Here is a 17,191-nt window from a genome sequence, read left to right as displayed (position 1 = left end):
GTGAGAAAGTTATAATTTCCGTAATGCGTTAGAGCAAAGTCTTCTTTATTAATTTTTCAAAGAGGACTTTGTTATTCATCTATCATTGTGCTTGCAGTTGCAGCAATTTGTTGTCCTTTAGCTGTTACTTCCTGAACTACTGCTGATATATTTGTAATAGCTTCATTTACAATATGTACTCTTTTATCGAGTTCACTAGATACTTCAAGTATTTCGTTAACATTATTTAAGATAATCTCTTCATCTGTTTTTGTAGATATTGCAACATTTTTAGAGTCTTCTGCAAGTTTTTTTACTTCATTTGCTACTACTGAAAATCCTTTTCCGTGTTCTCCTGCTCTTGCCGCCTCTATAGATGCATTAAGGGCAAGTAAGTTTGTCTGTCCTGCTATTTTAACTATATCTTCTGAAGCTTGAACAAACTTATCTAATTTTTCTTGAACTTCTTTTATACTAGTTCTAAGAAAAGTTGCAGTAGTATTTATATCACTCATTTCTCTTACAATATCTTCTATATTATTTGCTATATGTTCATTTCCTGTATGAACATCATTTATAGATGCTGTTATTTCTTGTATGCAGTATTTTAGATGGTCTACTCTCTTTAATCTTTCTTCACTAAGTTTTTTAACCTCTGATACTGCTGCCTCTATTTCTCTATTTTTTATTTCTAATTGACTTTCTTGCTGTATTATAAGCTCTTGTCTATTATAGTAAATACAGTTTTCTAAACTGTTTAGTCCATTCACAATTGCCCTAGCCATCTTTTTACAATCTCCGTATCCACAGGCAAAACAATTTATATTTTTATCTTCCTCTGTTACTTTATGAAGCATATTAAAAGCTTTTTCATATTCATCTTTTGAAGGTTCACTTGTTTTTATTAGATGTGATTTATCTTCATATTTTCTTATGAAATCGTCTAACTTTAATTTTTTATCAAATAAAGAATCCATCTGTTTTAATTTACTTTTTATAACGCTAGACTTTTCTTTTAGCTTTTGATTTTTTAAATCGTTTAACTTGTAATCTATATCATCAATAGATATATCCTTACACGTACCAGTTCCTACATTACAACCATAGCTACAATTAAGTATATCCACAAGAGTTGGAACGCTTTTTTTGCTTTTTATCCTTTCGCTATATTCTTTTAGATATTCATATATATGGTAATACCCTTCTATTTGTCTTATCCAAGCATCTTTTACTCTAGCTTCTACATTTTCTCTTAGTCCTCCAGGTCTACTATACAAAAGTCCTAAGCTACAATCAGAATCAAAATCACACTCGTTATAATTGTTTAGATTTATTTTGTTTTTTTCTAGATAAGAAAATAACTTTTTAAAGGTAACATTGTAATTTATATATCCAAATGTATTTTTATCTTTAATTTCGTCTATTTTAGCTATACAAGGAGATAAGAAAGCTATCTTATCATTTATATTTTCATATTTTTTCATGTATATAGCTGTACACATCATAGGACTTTGAACAGGAGCTAGATTAGGTATAAGATCTGGCTTATACTTTTCTATATAATTAACTATCGAAGGACATGGCTGAGCTATTATAGATGTTAGATTCATATTTTTTATAGCTTTAAGATATGCCCATGTAGTTATATCTGCTCCAAAAGATACATCATAAATTAAATTTATACCTAAACTCTTAAAGTATCCAAATAATCTTTTATAATTTGATATATTAACTCTGATTGCGGGGGCTACTATTAAGGAAATTTTTTCACCTTTTTTTATATCTTCAATGAAACGCTCAGTATCATCATAGTAGTCTCTTGCATTGTGGTCGCACACTTCAATGCAGTGTCCGCAATTTATACACTTAGACTGGTCTAATTTAACTTTATTTGTTCCATTGATAATATTAGCATAATTCGCGTCTTGAGCTGGACATCCATGAATACACTTATTACATCCTACACACTTATTCTCATCTGTGTATATTATTGATTCCATGTAAAAAACCCCCTATTGTTAATTAATTAACTATATTCTTCAAACTTTAGCTTATACTTTGCTTCCTACATAATCCTAGCAGATGCGACATATTTTTTCAATATCTACTATAAATTTATCTGAACTTTTCCAAAATTTAAGCAGGAAAGCTATTAGCTTTCCTGCTTAACTAAAGTAATCTACTCCTGCTTGGAATATCTTTTGATCTTTTTCTCCTATGATGTTTTTTATAACATTAGATCCAACTCTTTCAGAATGGCCCATCTTACCTAATATTCTTCCATCTGAACTTGTAATTCCTTCAACTGCATATAACGATCCATTAGGGTTATATTTAATATCGTAAGTAGGATTTTTATTTTCATCTACATACTGTGTTGCTATCTGACCATTTTTAATAAGCATTTTCATAATATCTTCACTTGCTATAAATCTTCCTTCTCCATGAGATACTACTATTGAATGAACATCTCCTACTTTTACATTGTTAAACCAAGGAGATATATTTGATACTATTTTAGTATTCACAACTGTAGATACATGTCTTCCGATTTTGTTATATGTTAAAGTTGGACAATTTTCGTTGATATCTATTATCTCACCATAAGGAAGTAAGCCAAGCTTTATAAGAGCTTGAAATCCGTTACATATTCCAAGTATCAATCCATCTTTATTTTTTATAAAATTCATTACAGCTTCTTTTACTTTAGGATTTCTAAATACTGTTGCTATAAATTTTCCTGATCCTTCTGGTTCATCTCCTGCACTAAATCCACCTGATAACATTAATATCTGAGAACTATTTATTCCTTCAACTATTTCATCTAGAGAGTTTTGGATATCTTCACGGGTTAAATTCTTAAATACCCTTACATCTACCTTAGCTCCTGCTTTTTCAAAAGCTTTCATAGTATCATATTCACAATTAGTTCCTGGAAATACTGGTATAAAAACCTTAGGCCTTGCTATTTTTATACTAGATTTTGACCTTTTCAAGCTATGATATGAAATCGGCTCTATGTTTTCATTTATTTTTTCCGTATCAGTTGGAAATACACTCTCAAGAGGCTGACTAAATGATTTTAAAGCATCTTTTATATCTATCTTTATACCATTTATGTCTATAGATTTCTCACTTTGTGTAGTTCCTATTACTTTATATCGTGCACCTTTTAATATATCATCTACATTTATAGATTTATCTATTTCAAGTATTATAGATCCATAATTTGGATTAAACAATTCTTCTTTTGTTACATTTTCATTAAATTTTATTCCTATTTCATTTCCAAAGCTCATTTTACTAATAGCTTCACATATTCCTCCATGTTTTACTGTATGAGACGAAAGTACATATCCATTTTTTATTAGATAATTTATTTTTTCAAAATTTTTCTTTAGAATATCAAACTTAGGTATAAAATATTCATCTTTAGGTGCAAATACTAGCACTACATTATTTCCTATACCTTTAAACTCAGGAGATATAACATGATTTGCATTAACCGTACTAACAGCAAAAGCAACAACTGTTGGAGGAACATCTAAATCTTTAAAGCTTCCAGACATACTGTCTTTTCCGCCTATAGCAGGTATTTGCAGCTTTGTTTGAACTAAAAGAGCTCCTAAAAGTGCACTAAGCGGTTTTCCCCATCTTATTGGATCCTTTCCTAATTTTTCAAAGTATTCTTGAAGTGAAAGTCTTATACTTTTGTAATCTCCTCCCATTGCAACTACTTTTGTAACTGCCTCTATTATAGAGTATATCCCTCCGTGAAACGGACTCCATTTAGACAGTTTTGGATTATACCCGTGAGCCATTATAGTCGCTGTATTTGTATCCTTAGATAAAACAGGTATCTTTGCAACCATACCTTCTATTGGAGTATTTTTATATTTTCCTCCAAAAGGCATAAGTACCGTTGAGCTTCCTATAGTGCTATCAAACCTTTCTACAAGTCCTTTTTGAGAACATACATTTAGGTCTTTTAGTTTTTCTAGCCATTCACTTTTTATATCAAGGTCTAAATTTATATCAAAATAAGTTTTTTCCTCATCTACACACTTTATAACAGCATCTGTGTTTTGTTTTACTCCGTTTGTATTTAAAAAGTCTCTATCTATATCTACTATCTTTTGGTCTTTAAATGTCATTGTTAATCTATTTTTATCTGTAACAAACGCAACTACTGTTGCCTCTAGATTTTCATCATTAGCATATTTTATAAATTCTTTTGCATCTTCTTTATCAACAACTACTGCCATACGTTCTTGAGATTCTGATATAGCTATTTCAGTTCCATCTAACCCTTCATACTTTTTAGGTACTAAATCTAAATTTATATCTACTCCATCACAAAGCTCGCCTATTGCAACACATACTCCTCCTGCACCAAAATCATTACATTTTTTTATTAGCCTGCTTGCATTTGGATTTTTGAATAATCTTTGTAATTTTCTTTCTGTTGGAGCATTTCCTTTTTGAACTTGTGCTGAACATGTAATTATTGAATTTTCATTGTGTTCTTTAGATGATCCAGTAGCTCCACCACATCCATCTCTTCCTGTTCTTCCTCCAACTAAAATAATAACATCTCCTGGTTTTGGTCTTTTTCTTACAACATTTTCTAAAGGTGCAGCTGCTATAACGGCCCCAACTTCCATCCTCTTTGCAACAAAATCTTCATCATAAACCTCACATACATATCCTGTAGCAAGACCTATTTGATTTCCATAAGAACTATACCCTGCTGCTGCTTCTGTTGTTATCTTTCTTTGAGGAAGTTTTCCTTTTATTGTATCTTCTATGCTTTTTCTAGGATCTGCACTCCCTGTTATACGCATAGCTTGATATACATAACTTCTTCCTGATAAAGGATCTCTTATAGCTCCACCTATACAAGTTGCAGCTCCACCAAAAGGTTCTATTTCTGTAGGATGATTGTGTGTTTCATTTTTAAACATAACTAGCCAGTCTTCATTTTTTCCATCTACATCTACACTTACTTTTATACTACAAGCATTAACTTCTTCTGATTCATCAAGATCATCTAATAAACCTTTTTTCTTAAGTTCCTTCATTCCTATTGTAGCTATATCCATCAGAGATATATCCTTATCTTTTCCCTCATAGACAAATTTTCTAACATCTAGGTAGTTGTCATAAGCTTTTTGTATTGCTTTTGAAAATTTACCTTCTTGTATTTTTATATTGTTTATATTAGTTAAGAAAGTTGTATGTCTGCAGTGATCTGACCAATAAGTATCTATTACCTTGATTTCAGTTATAGTAGGATTTCTCTTTTGTATATTTTTGAAGTATTCTTGGCAAAACTTTATATCCTCTAAAGTCATACTAAGTTCATTTTCATCTAAAAATTTTATAAGCTGTTTATCATCTAAATCTATAAATCCTTCTAAAATAGCTACTGGATCTGGGTCTTGTAACTGAATATCTAAAGATTCATATTTTCCTAAATATGCTTCTTTAGAATCTATTGGATTTATGCAATATTTTTTTATTTTTTCTAGATCAGAATCTGTTATCTTACCTTTTAAAACTATGATTTTAGCAGTTACTACAGTGACTTTCTTTCCTTGAGTAAGTATTTGAATACATTGACTTGCCCAATCTGCCCTTTGATCGTATTGACCTGGCAAATATTGTATTCCAAACTGTATTTCATCACTATCTAACTTTATTTCTTCGTGATATACATTATCTACTGGCGGTTCAGAAAAAATAGTTTTACACGCTCTTTGATATATATCATCAGTAATTCCTGAAATATCATATCTATTTATAATTCTTACGTTTTCTAAATTATTTATTTTCAAGTTTTCTTTTAGATCTTTTAGTAAGTTCATAGCCTCAACATTGAACCCACTTTTTTTCTCTACAAATACTCTTTTAATATTTTCCATACCAATTTCCCCTTTATTCTAAAGTGAAATTACTTTACCTATATCAGTTCTAAAAAACTTTCCTTCAAAATCTATCTTTTTTATATTTTCATATACTTTATCTCTAGCTTCTTTTATATCTTTTCCAATAGATGTTACACAAAGAACTCTTCCACCATTTGTGAATATATCTTTGCCATCAGTCTTTGTACCACTATGAAACACTATGATGTCTTTATCTATATCTAAAAGCCCATATATTTTCTTATCTATTTCATAACTTTTAGGATAACCTTTAGATGCTAAAACTACTGATACACAAGGACTTTTTATCCAATCTATATTTATCTTATCTAACTTAGAATCCAAAATACTTTCTATTATATCTATAAGGCTTGTATTTAATCTAGGAAGTAAAACCTGAGTTTCAGGATCACCAAATCTAACATTAAACTCTAAAACTTTAGGTCCATCTTTAGTTACTATTATTCCTATAAATAATATCCCTTTATAGTCGATATTTTCTTTATTAAATCCATCTATTATTTTATCTAGTATTTGAGTTTTTATTTGATCTTGAATTTTACTGTTATATATCAAGCTTGGAGAGTATGCCCCCATACCTCCTGTATTTTCTCCCTTATCATTGTCAAATGCCCTTTTATAATCCTGTGCACTTTCCATTGGAACTATTGTCTTTCCATCTACAAATGCTAATATAGATGTTTCTATACCTTCTAAAAATTCTTCTATTATAATTTTATCTCCAGCTTTTCCAAATTCTTTATTTAGCATTATCTTATCAATACTTTCCAAAGCATTTTGTCTATCTTTTGCTATTATTACTCCTTTTCCATTTGCCAATCCATCAGCTTTTATAACTACTGGATATCCATATATATCTACATTTAATTTAGCTTCATCTATACTTTCAAACTCTTTGTATCTTGCCGTTGGTATATTATTTCTTATCATAAATTCTTTTGCAAAAGCCTTGCTTCCTTCAAGATTTGCTGAGTATTTATTTGGACCAAATATCTTTAAGTTATGCTTTTGAAACTCATCTACTATTCCCATTACTAAAGGTTTTTCAGGACCTACTATAGTAAGATCTATATTATTGCTCTTTGCAAAATCTAAAAGCAACTTTATATCGTCAAAGGCTATATCTACATTTTCAGCTATTTTGGCTGTTCCTGCATTTCCTGGAGCACAGTATATTTTGCTTACTCTTTTATCTTTACTAAACTTAAACGCTATAGCGTGTTCCCTTCCTCCACTTCCAATTATTAAAACTTTCATAAAATCACTCCTAGTGTTTAAAGTGTCTTATCTTACTAAATACCATAGATATACCTAATTGATTACAAGCATTTATTGAATCTTTATCATTTATAGACCCTCCAGGTTGAACTATTGCACTTATACCATGTGCTTGAGCTAGTTTTACACAATCATCAAACGGGAAGAATGCATCTGATACTAAAACTGCATCTTTTAAATCTTTATCTTTATTATTACTTATAGCATTTACAAGTGCCCATATTCTTGAAGTTTGACCAGGTCCTAATGCTAGTGTTTGTCCATCTTTTACTATAGCTACTGCATTAGATTTCATATGCTTTACTACCTTTAGTCCAAATTTCATATCGCTTATTTGACTTTCTGTAGGTAATTTATCTGTTACAACTTCCATATCTTCGTATAAAAGATTATTTCTTTGCTGAATAAGTAATTTACTATCCACGTATTTTAGATCATATTTACTGCTTTTATCTAAATTACTTATCTTTAATATTCTTAAATTTTTCTTTTTCGTCAGAATTTCTAATGCTTTTTCTGTGTAATCGTAAGCTAAAACAACTTCAAGGAATATACTATTTAAAGCATTTGCTAGATTTTCATCTACAGTTGAATTAATTCCTACAATACCTCCAAATATAGATACTTCATCTGCTTTTAAGCATTTATCAAAAGCGTCAAGACCGTTTTTCCCAACTGCTACTGCACATGGATTTGTATGTTTTATAGCTACACTTACGATTTCATCTTTGAATTCCCTTAGTATATCAATAGCTGCATAAATATCATTTATGTTGTTGAAAGATAATTCTTTTCCGCTTATTTTTTCCATCTGTATTGTATTTTCTAAAGGATTTTTATAAAGGCATGCGCTTTGATGAGGATTTTCTCCATATCTTAAATCTATCTCTTTCTCAAATGTAATATTTAGATACTTTGGATATTCACAATCGGTAAGATTTACAAAATAACTTGAAATTAGGTTTTCATAGTGAGCTGTAACAGAAAATGCTTTAGATGCAAGGTTAAGTCTATCCTCCATAGTAATTTTGTTTTCTTTTAATTTAGTTATTAAATCGCTATAATCACTAGGATCTACAACTACAAGTACATCTTTGTAGTTCTTAGCTGCAGACCTTATCATACTAGGTCCACCTATATCTATATTTTCGATTATTTCTTCATGACTTTTATTGCAAGCTACAACTTCCTTAAAGTTATATAAATTTACTACAACTATATCTATACTCTTTATATCAAGTTCTTTTACGGTATCAATATGTTTTTCATTATCTCTTTTAAATAGTATTCCTCCGTGTATATATGGATTTAAAGTTTTAACTCTCCCATCTAATATCTCTGGAAACTTTGTAACTTCTTCTATTAAAATAGTATCTACTTTAGCTTCTTTTAAAGCTTTATATGTATTTCCAGTTGATATTATTTCGTATCCTAACTCTGAAAGCTCCTTAGCAAATTGAGCTATTCCATCTTTGTTTGTTACACTTATTAATGCTCTTTTACTCATCTATAATCACTTTCCTTCCTTGTATTTTTATCTTTCCAAGACAGTAAAGCCTAACAGATTCTACTAATATTTCATGTTCAACCTGCAAAACTTTATTTTTCAGTGTTTCTACTGTATCGTTTTGGCAGACATTTACACATCTTTGCATTATTATAGGTCCATTATCTAGCTTTTCATCTACAAAATGAACTGTTGCTCCTGTTATTTTAACTCCATAATCTATAACAGCCTTGTGAACATTGTCTGAATAATATCCCTTTCCACAAAATGCAGGTATCAAAGATGGATGCACATTTATTATTTTATTTTCAAATTCTCTAACAAATTTTTCACCAACTTTTTTTAAGTATCCAGCAAGAACAACAAGGTCTATATTTTCTTTTTTCAATATATCTAATATAATTTCTTCATTTTCTTCATAAAGAGCCTTTATATTATTCTTTTTTGCTCTGTCTAGTCCGTAAGCATTTTCTTTGTTTGAAATTACTATATTTATTTGACCGTTTATCTGTCCTAAATTTACTGCGTCTATCAGGCTCTGTAAATTAGTCCCATTTCCTGATATCAAAACAGCTATATTTAACATAATATAACTCCTTTTTCTCCTTTTACTATTTTTCCAATTATAAATGCTTTTTCCATCGTATTTATATAGTCTAATATTTCTTTTGCATAGTTTTTATCAACAACTATAGCTAAACCTATTCCCATATTAAAACTTCTATAAAGCTCATCTTCCTGTATTAAATTTAAACTTTCTATTAAAGAAAATATATCTACTCTTTCCCAAGAATTTTTGTATATCTGACAAGAAAGGCCTTCAGGTATAACTCTAGGTATGTTTTCTATAATTCCTCCTCCAGTTATATGGGCTATTGCTTTTATTTTATAATTAAGTAATAAATTATTTATAAGATTTACATATATTTTTGTAGGTCTTAAAAGAGCCTGTCCTAATGTCTGGCCTAATCGTGGTATATAATCATTAAGATTCCACTTTAAGTGATCTATAAATATTTTTCTTACTAAAGAGTATCCATTGCTATGAATTCCTGAAGAAGCTATGCCAATTATTACATCATCTTCTTTTACACTTGATCCATCTATTATATTTTCTTTATCGCATATACCTACTGCAAAACCTGCTAAATCATATTCATCTTCTGAATACATGCCTGGCATTTCTGCTGTTTCTCCTCCTATTAAAGAACAACCTGCAATCTTACAACCATTTGCTATTGAAGAAACTATATCATCAACCTTATTGGCATCTAATTTTCCAGTTGCTATATAATCTAAGAAAAATAAAGGTTTTGCTCCTTGGCATATAATATCATTTACACACATAGCTACAAGATCTATTCCTATTGTATTGTGTATACCCATCATTTGAGCTATTTTTAGTTTAGTTCCAACTCCATCTGTAGAAGAAACTAAAACAGGTTCTTTCATTCCTAAAAACTCTCTTAAGGTATATAGCCCTCCAAAGTTTCCTATATCCCCTAAAACATTCTTGTCATAAGTTTTTCTTACTTTCTCTTTTATAAGAGATACAGCTTTATTTCCTTCATCTATGTCTACTCCAGAAGATTTATAAGTTATATTTTCCATTTCAACTCCCCCTTATGGATGTATAGGATAGTTTCCTTCAAAACAAGCCATACAGAATTCATCTGAATTTGCTGCCTGTAATAAACCCTGTGTTGAAAGAAAACTTAATGAGTCTGCATTTATTATTTCACATATTTTTTCAACAGAATTACTAGAGGCTATTAACTGACTTCTCCTAGGAGTATCTATCCCAAAATAACAAGGATACTTAACAGGAGGTGAAGTAATCCTTAGATGAACTTGTTTTGCTCCTGCTTTTTTTAAAGATTGTATTAGTCGTTTAGATGTTGTTCCCCTTACTATCGAATCATCTACTAAAACTACAGATTTTCCACTTACAACTTCTTTTAGTGGATTTAACTTTAATTTAACTCCTATTTCTCTTTCAGTTTGAGTTGGTTTTATAAATGTTCTACCTACATATCTATTTTAAACTAATCCTTCCATGAATGGTATCTTGCTTTGAGATGAATATCCAATAGCCCCAGCCCATCCTGAATCAGGAACAGGAATGACTACATCTGCATCTACAAAAGACTCCTTAGCTAATATTTCTCCACATCTTACTCTAAAGTTATAAATATTTATTCCATCTATATAAGCATCATTTCTTGCAAAATATATGTGTTCAAATATACATAAACTTTTTTTGTCTTGATTTTCAAACTTGTACGACCTTTCACCTTCGTTATCTATAACCAATATTTCCCCTGGTTTTATATCTCTTATAAATTTTCCTCCTAATATATCTATGGATGAACTTTCTGATGATAATATATAGCTATCTTCCTTTTTTCCTAATGACAGTGGCCTAAACCCATGTGAATCTCTTACTGCAATTAACTTATCTTTAGTCATAACTACCAAAGAATAAGCTCCTTTTATATGGTTCATAACAGTTTTTATGCTCTTTACTATGTCTGTTTCGTAGTATTTTGCTATCAGATAAAGTATAACTTCAGAATCTATATTTGTTTGAAAAGCAAATCCTTCACTTTCCATTTCTTTTCTTAAAACATCACTATTTATAAGATTTCCATTGTGAGCTAATGCTATTTTTTCCCCTCTGCATGTGCCAACTAAAGGTTGACTATTTTGTATACAGCTTTCACCTGATGTTGAGTATCTAACGTGACCTATTCCTATATTTCCTTTTAGCTTGCTCAAGTTTTCTTCCTTAAAAACTTCTGTTACAAGCCCCATACCCTTATAGTAATTTATATCTTTATCAGATACTGCTATTCCACAGCTTTCTTGTCCTCTGTGCTGAAGTGTATAAAGTCCATAATAAATATCTTTTACTACATCATTTTTTGAAAAAACTCCTATAATCCCGCACATTGAAAATCCCCCTATTTCTCTATTCTTTCGAGAACTTGCTTGTATGCTTGTATAACTTGACCTAAATCTTGTCTAAATCTATCTTTATCTAGTTTTTGCATGCTATCTTTATCCCATAGTCTACATGTATCTGGAGAAATTTCATCTGCAAGTATTATATCTAGGCCATATTTTCCAAACTCTAATTTAAAATCTACAAGTACTATATTTAGTCCTATGAAAAATTCTTTTAGTATTTCATTTATTTTTGCGGCATAGTTTTTTATTATTTGTATTTCATCTTCTGTTATAATCTCTAGTGCTATTATGTGATCTTCATTTATAAGTGGATCCTTGTATTCATCATTTTTATATGAAAATTCTATAATGCTTTTTTTAAATTCTTTACCTTCCTTTATTCCTAATCTCTTACATATAGATCCTGCTGCTATATTTCTTACTATAACTTCAAGTGGAATTATATCTACTTTTTTAACAAGCATTTCTCTATCCGATATCCTTTTTATAAAATGGTTGTTTATTCCTTTTTGGTGAAGCATTTTAAATATTTCAGACGATATCTTGTTGTTTAATATTCCCTTTTCATAGACTACAGCTTTTTTTTCTCCGTTAAAAGCTGTTGCATCATCTTTAAAATAAACTATATATTCATTTTCATTGTCTGTTTTGAATACTTTCTTTGCCTTTCCTTCATATAAAAGCTCCACTTTACTCACTCCTTTTATCTATAATGGGTACAAAAAAAGCCCCTAAGTATTTTGGGGTTTTTATTAAGTTTAACCTGCAAAAGCATACTTGACTATAAACAGTATAGCTAGAACATATAAAGATGGCTCAACTACTTTTCCTTTTCCTGTAAGAAGCTTAATTGAAGCATACGAAACTATACCAAATACTAATCCTTCCGCTATACTATATGTCAGTGGCATAAGTATTATAGTTAAAAATGCAGGTATTGCTTCTGTTAGATCGTTAAAATCAATCTTTAGCATTGATGATGCCATCATAACTCCTACTAATATTAAAACTGGAGCTGTAGCTTCTGCTGGTATTGAAGTAAATACTGGTGCAAATAATGTTGATATTAAGAATAATACTCCTGTAGTAAATGCTGTAAGTCCTGTTCTTCCTCCCTCAGCTATACCTGCTGCACTTTCTACAAATGTCGTTACTGTTGAAGTTCCAAACATTGCTCCTGCTGTAGTTCCTATAGCATCTGCAAATAAAGCTTGTTTTGCCTTTGGAAGCTTTCCTTCACTATCTAACATATCTGCTTTACTTGCTACTCCTACTAAACATCCTATTGTATCAAATAAATCTACAAATAATAATGTAAACACTACTATTAACATATCTATGCTAAATATTTGACTTTTTGGAACATCTGTAAATGCCATGAATATTGGAGATATTGAAGGTGGTATGTCTATTATTTTTCCTGGAGATGGAACAAGTCCTATTGCCATTCCTGCAACAGATGTTAATATCATACCTATTAGGAAGGCACCTTTTACTTTTCTTGCGAATAAAACTGATGTTAAAAGTAATCCACATAATGAAAGTACTATAAGAGGACTTTGGATGTGACCAAGTGTTATTATAGCTCCACCTTGTTGTATTAAGTTTATATTAACAAGTCCTATAAAAGCTATAAATAAGCCTATACCTGCACTAACTGCATTTTTTAGTACAGTTGGAATAGCATTTATTATTTTTTCACGAACATTAAAGAATGTAAGTAATATAAATATTAGTCCTTCTATAAAAACAGCTGTTAAGGCAAATTGCCAGCTATATCCCATTCCTAGAACTACTCCATACGCAAAGAATGCATTAAGTCCCATTCCTGGAGCTAGTGCAAAAGGATAATTTGCTAAAAACGCCATCACAAAAGTTGCTAATGCAGCTGATAAAGCAGTTGCCATAAATACGGCTCCTCTATCCATTCCTGCATCTCCTAGTATTAGAGGGTTTACAACTAGTATATAGGCCATAGTCATAAACGTAGTTATACCGGCTAAAACTTCAGTTTTTACTGTAGTATTATTTTCTGTAAGTTTAAAGACTCTATCTAAAATATTTTTAGATTCTTTTGTCTTAGCTACTTTTGATGTAAGTTCCATTTTAAAACCTCCTTTTTGTATTTATTTTCTGAAAAAAAATGCTAGTTAAGAGCGAAGTCCTAACTAGCAAAAGGTGAGAAGAAAAGGAAACTTCAGCTCATAGTAGGAAAGTTTACGGCTTTCCTGTAGAGACTCCCAGACCATATTACCGGGATTATATGAGGAAAAGTATTCTTATTAGCTTTACAAGTTTATTTTAAATTATTTATAACTAATAGTCAATACTTTTTATGAATTTTTTTGTATTTTTTTCTCGAATAGTTCGATATAGTTCTTATTTTAATTATATTTTTTCAAAAATTATTCCCATTCTATAGTACTAGGCGGCTTACTAGTAATGTCATATACAACTCTGTTCACATTTGGAACCTCATTAACTATTCTTATAGATATTTTCTCTAATACATCATAAGGGATTCTATACCAATCACCTGTCATACCATCACTACTTGAAATAGCTCTAAGCCCTATAAGATAAGAGTAAGTCCTTTCATCACCCATTACTCCAACTGTCTTAACATCTGGTAAAACAGCAAACGCCTGCCATATTTCTTTGTCTAAACCAGCTTTTTTAAGCTCTTGTCTATATATATAATCTGCTTCTTTTAGTATTTCTAATTTTTCATCTGTAACTTCTCCTAAAACTCTAATTCCAAGTCCAGGACCTGGGAATGGATGCCTAAATATTAAGTCTTTAGGTATTCCAAGTTCTAATCCTACTTTTCTAACTTCATCTTTAAATAACTTTCTAAGAGGTTCTATTATTTCAAAATCAATATCCTCTGGAAGTCCTCCTACATTGTGGTGGCTTTTTATAACACTAGCAGTTCCTTTATCTCCACCACTTTCTATAACATCTGGATATATAGTTCCTTGGACTAAATAATCTATCTTTCCTATCTTTTTAGATTCTTCTTCAAATACTCTTATAAACTCTTCTCCTATTATTTTTCTTTTTTGTTCTGGATCTACTACACCCTTTAATCTGTCTAAGAATCTATCTTTAGCATTAATTCTTATAAGATTCATGTTAAAAGTATCTTTAAATATACTTTCAACTTCATCTCCTTCATTTTTCCTAAGTAATCCATGATCCACGAACATACAAGTTAGATTATCTCCTATAGCCTTATGAACTAAAACTGCAGCAACTGATGAATCTACTCCACCACTTAGTGCACATAAAACTTTTTTATCTCCTACTTTTTTTCTTATATATTCTATAGATTCATCTATAAACGATTTAGTTGTCCAAGTTCCTTTTAGGTTACAAATATTAACTAGGAAATTTTCTATAACTTTAAATCCATCATTTGTATGTTCTACTTCTGGATGGAATTGAACTGCATATAAATTTTTTTCTTTGTTTTCCATAGCAGCTATAGGACAATCATCTGTATATGCTGTTATTTCAAATCCTTCAGGAATCTCATATATGGCATCTGTATGACTCATCCAACATATATTTTCTTTTTCAATTCCATAAAACAGCATACTGTCTTTATAATGTATTTTTGTTTTTCCGTACTCTCTTTTATCCCCTTTTTTAACACTACCTCCTAAAAGATGTGCCGTAAGTTGTGCTCCATAACAAATACCTAAAACAGGTATGCCAAGTTCAAATATTTCTTTAGAAATAGTAGGGGCATTTTCTTCATATACACTAGAAGGCCCTCCTGTGAATATTATTCCTTTTGGATTTTTATTTTTTATCTCATCTATCGAGTAGCTATTAGGAATAACTTCACAATATACATTACACTCTCTCACTCTTCTAGCTATAAGCTGGTTATATTGACCACCAAAATCTATTACAAGTACTAACTCTTTATCCATATTAGTTTACCTCCTGCACACTATAGTTAGGTGCTTCTTTAGTTATAGTTATATCGTGAGGGTGACTTTCTTTAAGTCCTGCTCCTGTTATTTTCACAAACTTTCCATTTTCTATTAAATCTTCTATATTTTTCGCTCCACAATATCCCATACCAGCTCTTAAGCCACCTACTAATTGATAAACTATATCTGATACAGATCCTTTGTAAGGAACCATACCCTCTACACCTTCTGGCACTAGCTTTTTAGAGTCAGATTGGAAATACCTATCTTTCGATCCTTTTTCCATGGCACCAATCGATCCCATACCTCTATATGCTTTAAATGCTCTACCCTTATATATAATTCTCTCTCCTGGACTTTCCTCTGTACCAGCAAGTAAAGATCCAAGCATAACTACAGATCCACCAGCAGCTATAGCTTTTACAATATCACCAGAGTATTTTATTCCTCCATCAGCTATTATAGGAACCGAACACTCTTTACCTGCCTTAAAACAATCCATTATAGCAGTTATTTGAGGAACTCCAACTCCAGCTACAACTCTAGTTGTACATATAGATCCTGGACCTATCCCTACCTTTATACAATCTGCTCCTACTTTTATTAACTCTTTAGTAGCCTCATATGTAGCTACATTTCCAGCTATAACTTGTAAGTTTGGATATTTTCTTTTTATAGTCTTAACTCCTTCTATTACCCCTTTTGAATGTCCATGAGCTGTGTCTAGTACTACAACATCTACGCTTACCTTTACAAGTTCATCTACTCTATCCATCATATCTGATGTTATTCCAACAGCTGCACCACACAAAAGCCTTCCTCTAGAGTCTTTAGCTGAATTTGGATATTGTATTTTCTTTTCTATATCTTTTATAGTTATAAGTCCTTTTAAGACCATATTCTCATCAACTATAGGAAGTTTTTCTATTTTATTTGATTTTAGTATCTTCTGAGCTTCATCTAAAGTTATACCTTCCTTTGCTACAATCAAGTTTTCTTTAGTCATAACTTGCTCTACTGCTTTACTAAAATCATCTTCAAACCTTATATCTCTATTTGTTATTATTCCGATCAATCTTTTATTTTCATCAACTATTGGAACTCCTGAGATTTTATATCTACCCATAAGCTCATCTGCATCAGCTATTGTGTGATCTTTAGTAAGATAAAAAGGATCTATTATAACTCCATGTTGGCTTCTTTTTACTTTATCAACCTCTAAACACTGACTTTCTATAGACATATTTTTATGAATTATTCCTATTCCGCCTTCTCTAGCCATCGCTATTGCCATTTTTGACTCTGTTACAGTGTCCATTCCAGCACTCATAAGAGGTATATTAAGTTTTATAGTTTTTGTCAAAAATGTTGAAGTATCTACATCTTTAGGAAGAACTTCTGATTTTTGAGGAATTAAAAGCACATCATCAAAAGTTAGTCCTTCTTTTAATATTTTTTCCATAGTTATCACCCCCGTATATGATAAAAGAACCTATATGATGACTCCAATGTGTGAAATCATCATATAGGTTCTCATAAATACCTTTAGACAAACTCATAGGGAT

11 protein-coding genes and 1 riboswitch are annotated in these 17,191 nt (G+C 30.6%); all 11 genes read right to left on the bottom strand.

Annotation, left to right across the window (positions count from 1 at the left end):
* Positions 1 to 71: 71 nt before the first annotated feature.
* A complete protein-coding gene (locus tag JWYL7_RS01225; protein WP_066067748.1) occupies positions 72 to 1,979 on the bottom strand; it encodes a [Fe-Fe] hydrogenase large subunit C-terminal domain-containing protein in 1,908 nt (635 codons plus the stop codon).
* A 165-nt stretch (positions 1,980 to 2,144) separates the two neighbouring features.
* Positions 2,145 to 5,903 carry a phosphoribosylformylglycinamidine synthase gene (locus JWYL7_RS01220; protein WP_066067746.1) on the bottom strand — a complete coding sequence of 1,253 codons (3,759 nt, stop codon included), beginning with the start codon at positions 5,901 to 5,903 and terminating at the stop codon, positions 2,145 to 2,147.
* An 18-nt stretch (positions 5,904 to 5,921) separates the two neighbouring features.
* On the bottom strand, positions 5,922 to 7,184 hold the full coding sequence (gene purD, locus JWYL7_RS01215; protein WP_066067743.1) for a phosphoribosylamine--glycine ligase: 1,263 nt from the start codon (positions 7,182 to 7,184) through the stop codon (positions 5,922 to 5,924).
* A 10-nt stretch (positions 7,185 to 7,194) separates the two neighbouring features.
* On the bottom strand, positions 7,195 to 8,712 hold the full coding sequence (gene purH, locus JWYL7_RS01210; protein WP_066067741.1) for a bifunctional phosphoribosylaminoimidazolecarboxamide formyltransferase/IMP cyclohydrolase: 1,518 nt from the start codon (positions 8,710 to 8,712) through the stop codon (positions 7,195 to 7,197).
* Positions 8,705 to 9,298: a phosphoribosylglycinamide formyltransferase gene (purN, locus tag JWYL7_RS01205; RefSeq protein ID WP_066067738.1), complete on the bottom strand. Its 594-nt coding sequence runs from the start codon at positions 9,296 to 9,298 to the stop codon at positions 8,705 to 8,707. The genes purH and purN overlap by 8 nt, the downstream gene beginning before the upstream one ends.
* Complete coding sequence (gene purM, locus JWYL7_RS01200) at positions 9,292 to 10,323, bottom strand: phosphoribosylformylglycinamidine cyclo-ligase (RefSeq protein ID WP_066067735.1); 1,032 nt, start codon at positions 10,321 to 10,323, stop codon at positions 9,292 to 9,294. Before purM ends, purN begins: the two co-directional genes overlap by 7 nt.
* 429 nt (positions 10,324 to 10,752) lie before the next feature.
* Positions 10,753 to 11,664: an amidophosphoribosyltransferase gene (locus JWYL7_RS01195; protein ID WP_331721884.1), complete on the bottom strand. Its 912-nt coding sequence runs from the start codon at positions 11,662 to 11,664 to the stop codon at positions 10,753 to 10,755.
* An 11-nt stretch (positions 11,665 to 11,675) separates the two neighbouring features.
* Entirely contained in the window at positions 11,676 to 12,371 is a 696-nt protein-coding gene (gene purC, locus JWYL7_RS01190; protein ID WP_331721883.1) for a phosphoribosylaminoimidazolesuccinocarboxamide synthase, read from the bottom strand.
* Positions 12,372 to 12,440: 69 nt separating this feature from the next.
* Complete coding sequence (locus tag JWYL7_RS01185) at positions 12,441 to 13,787, bottom strand: NCS2 family permease (protein ID WP_149683737.1); 1,347 nt, start codon at positions 13,785 to 13,787, stop codon at positions 12,441 to 12,443.
* Between the two features lie 80 nt (positions 13,788 to 13,867).
* A riboswitch (purine riboswitch) is annotated at positions 13,868 to 13,969 on the bottom strand.
* Between the two features lie 118 nt (positions 13,970 to 14,087).
* On the bottom strand, positions 14,088 to 15,623 hold the full coding sequence (guaA, locus tag JWYL7_RS01180; protein WP_066067730.1) for a glutamine-hydrolyzing GMP synthase: 1,536 nt from the start codon (positions 15,621 to 15,623) through the stop codon (positions 14,088 to 14,090).
* Position 15,624: 1 nt separating this feature from the next.
* Positions 15,625 to 17,088: an IMP dehydrogenase gene (gene guaB, locus JWYL7_RS01175; protein WP_066067727.1), complete on the bottom strand. Its 1,464-nt coding sequence runs from the start codon at positions 17,086 to 17,088 to the stop codon at positions 15,625 to 15,627.
* Positions 17,089 to 17,191 lie beyond the last annotated feature (103 nt).

This window comes from Alkalithermobacter thermoalcaliphilus JW-YL-7 = DSM 7308 (genome assembly GCA_001584565.1).
Classification (GTDB): Bacteria; Bacillota; Clostridia; order Peptostreptococcales; family Peptostreptococcaceae; genus Alkalithermobacter; species Alkalithermobacter thermoalcaliphilus.
The sequence above is the reverse complement of the archived record's forward strand: the minus strand, read 5'-3'. Positions and strand labels throughout refer to the sequence as shown.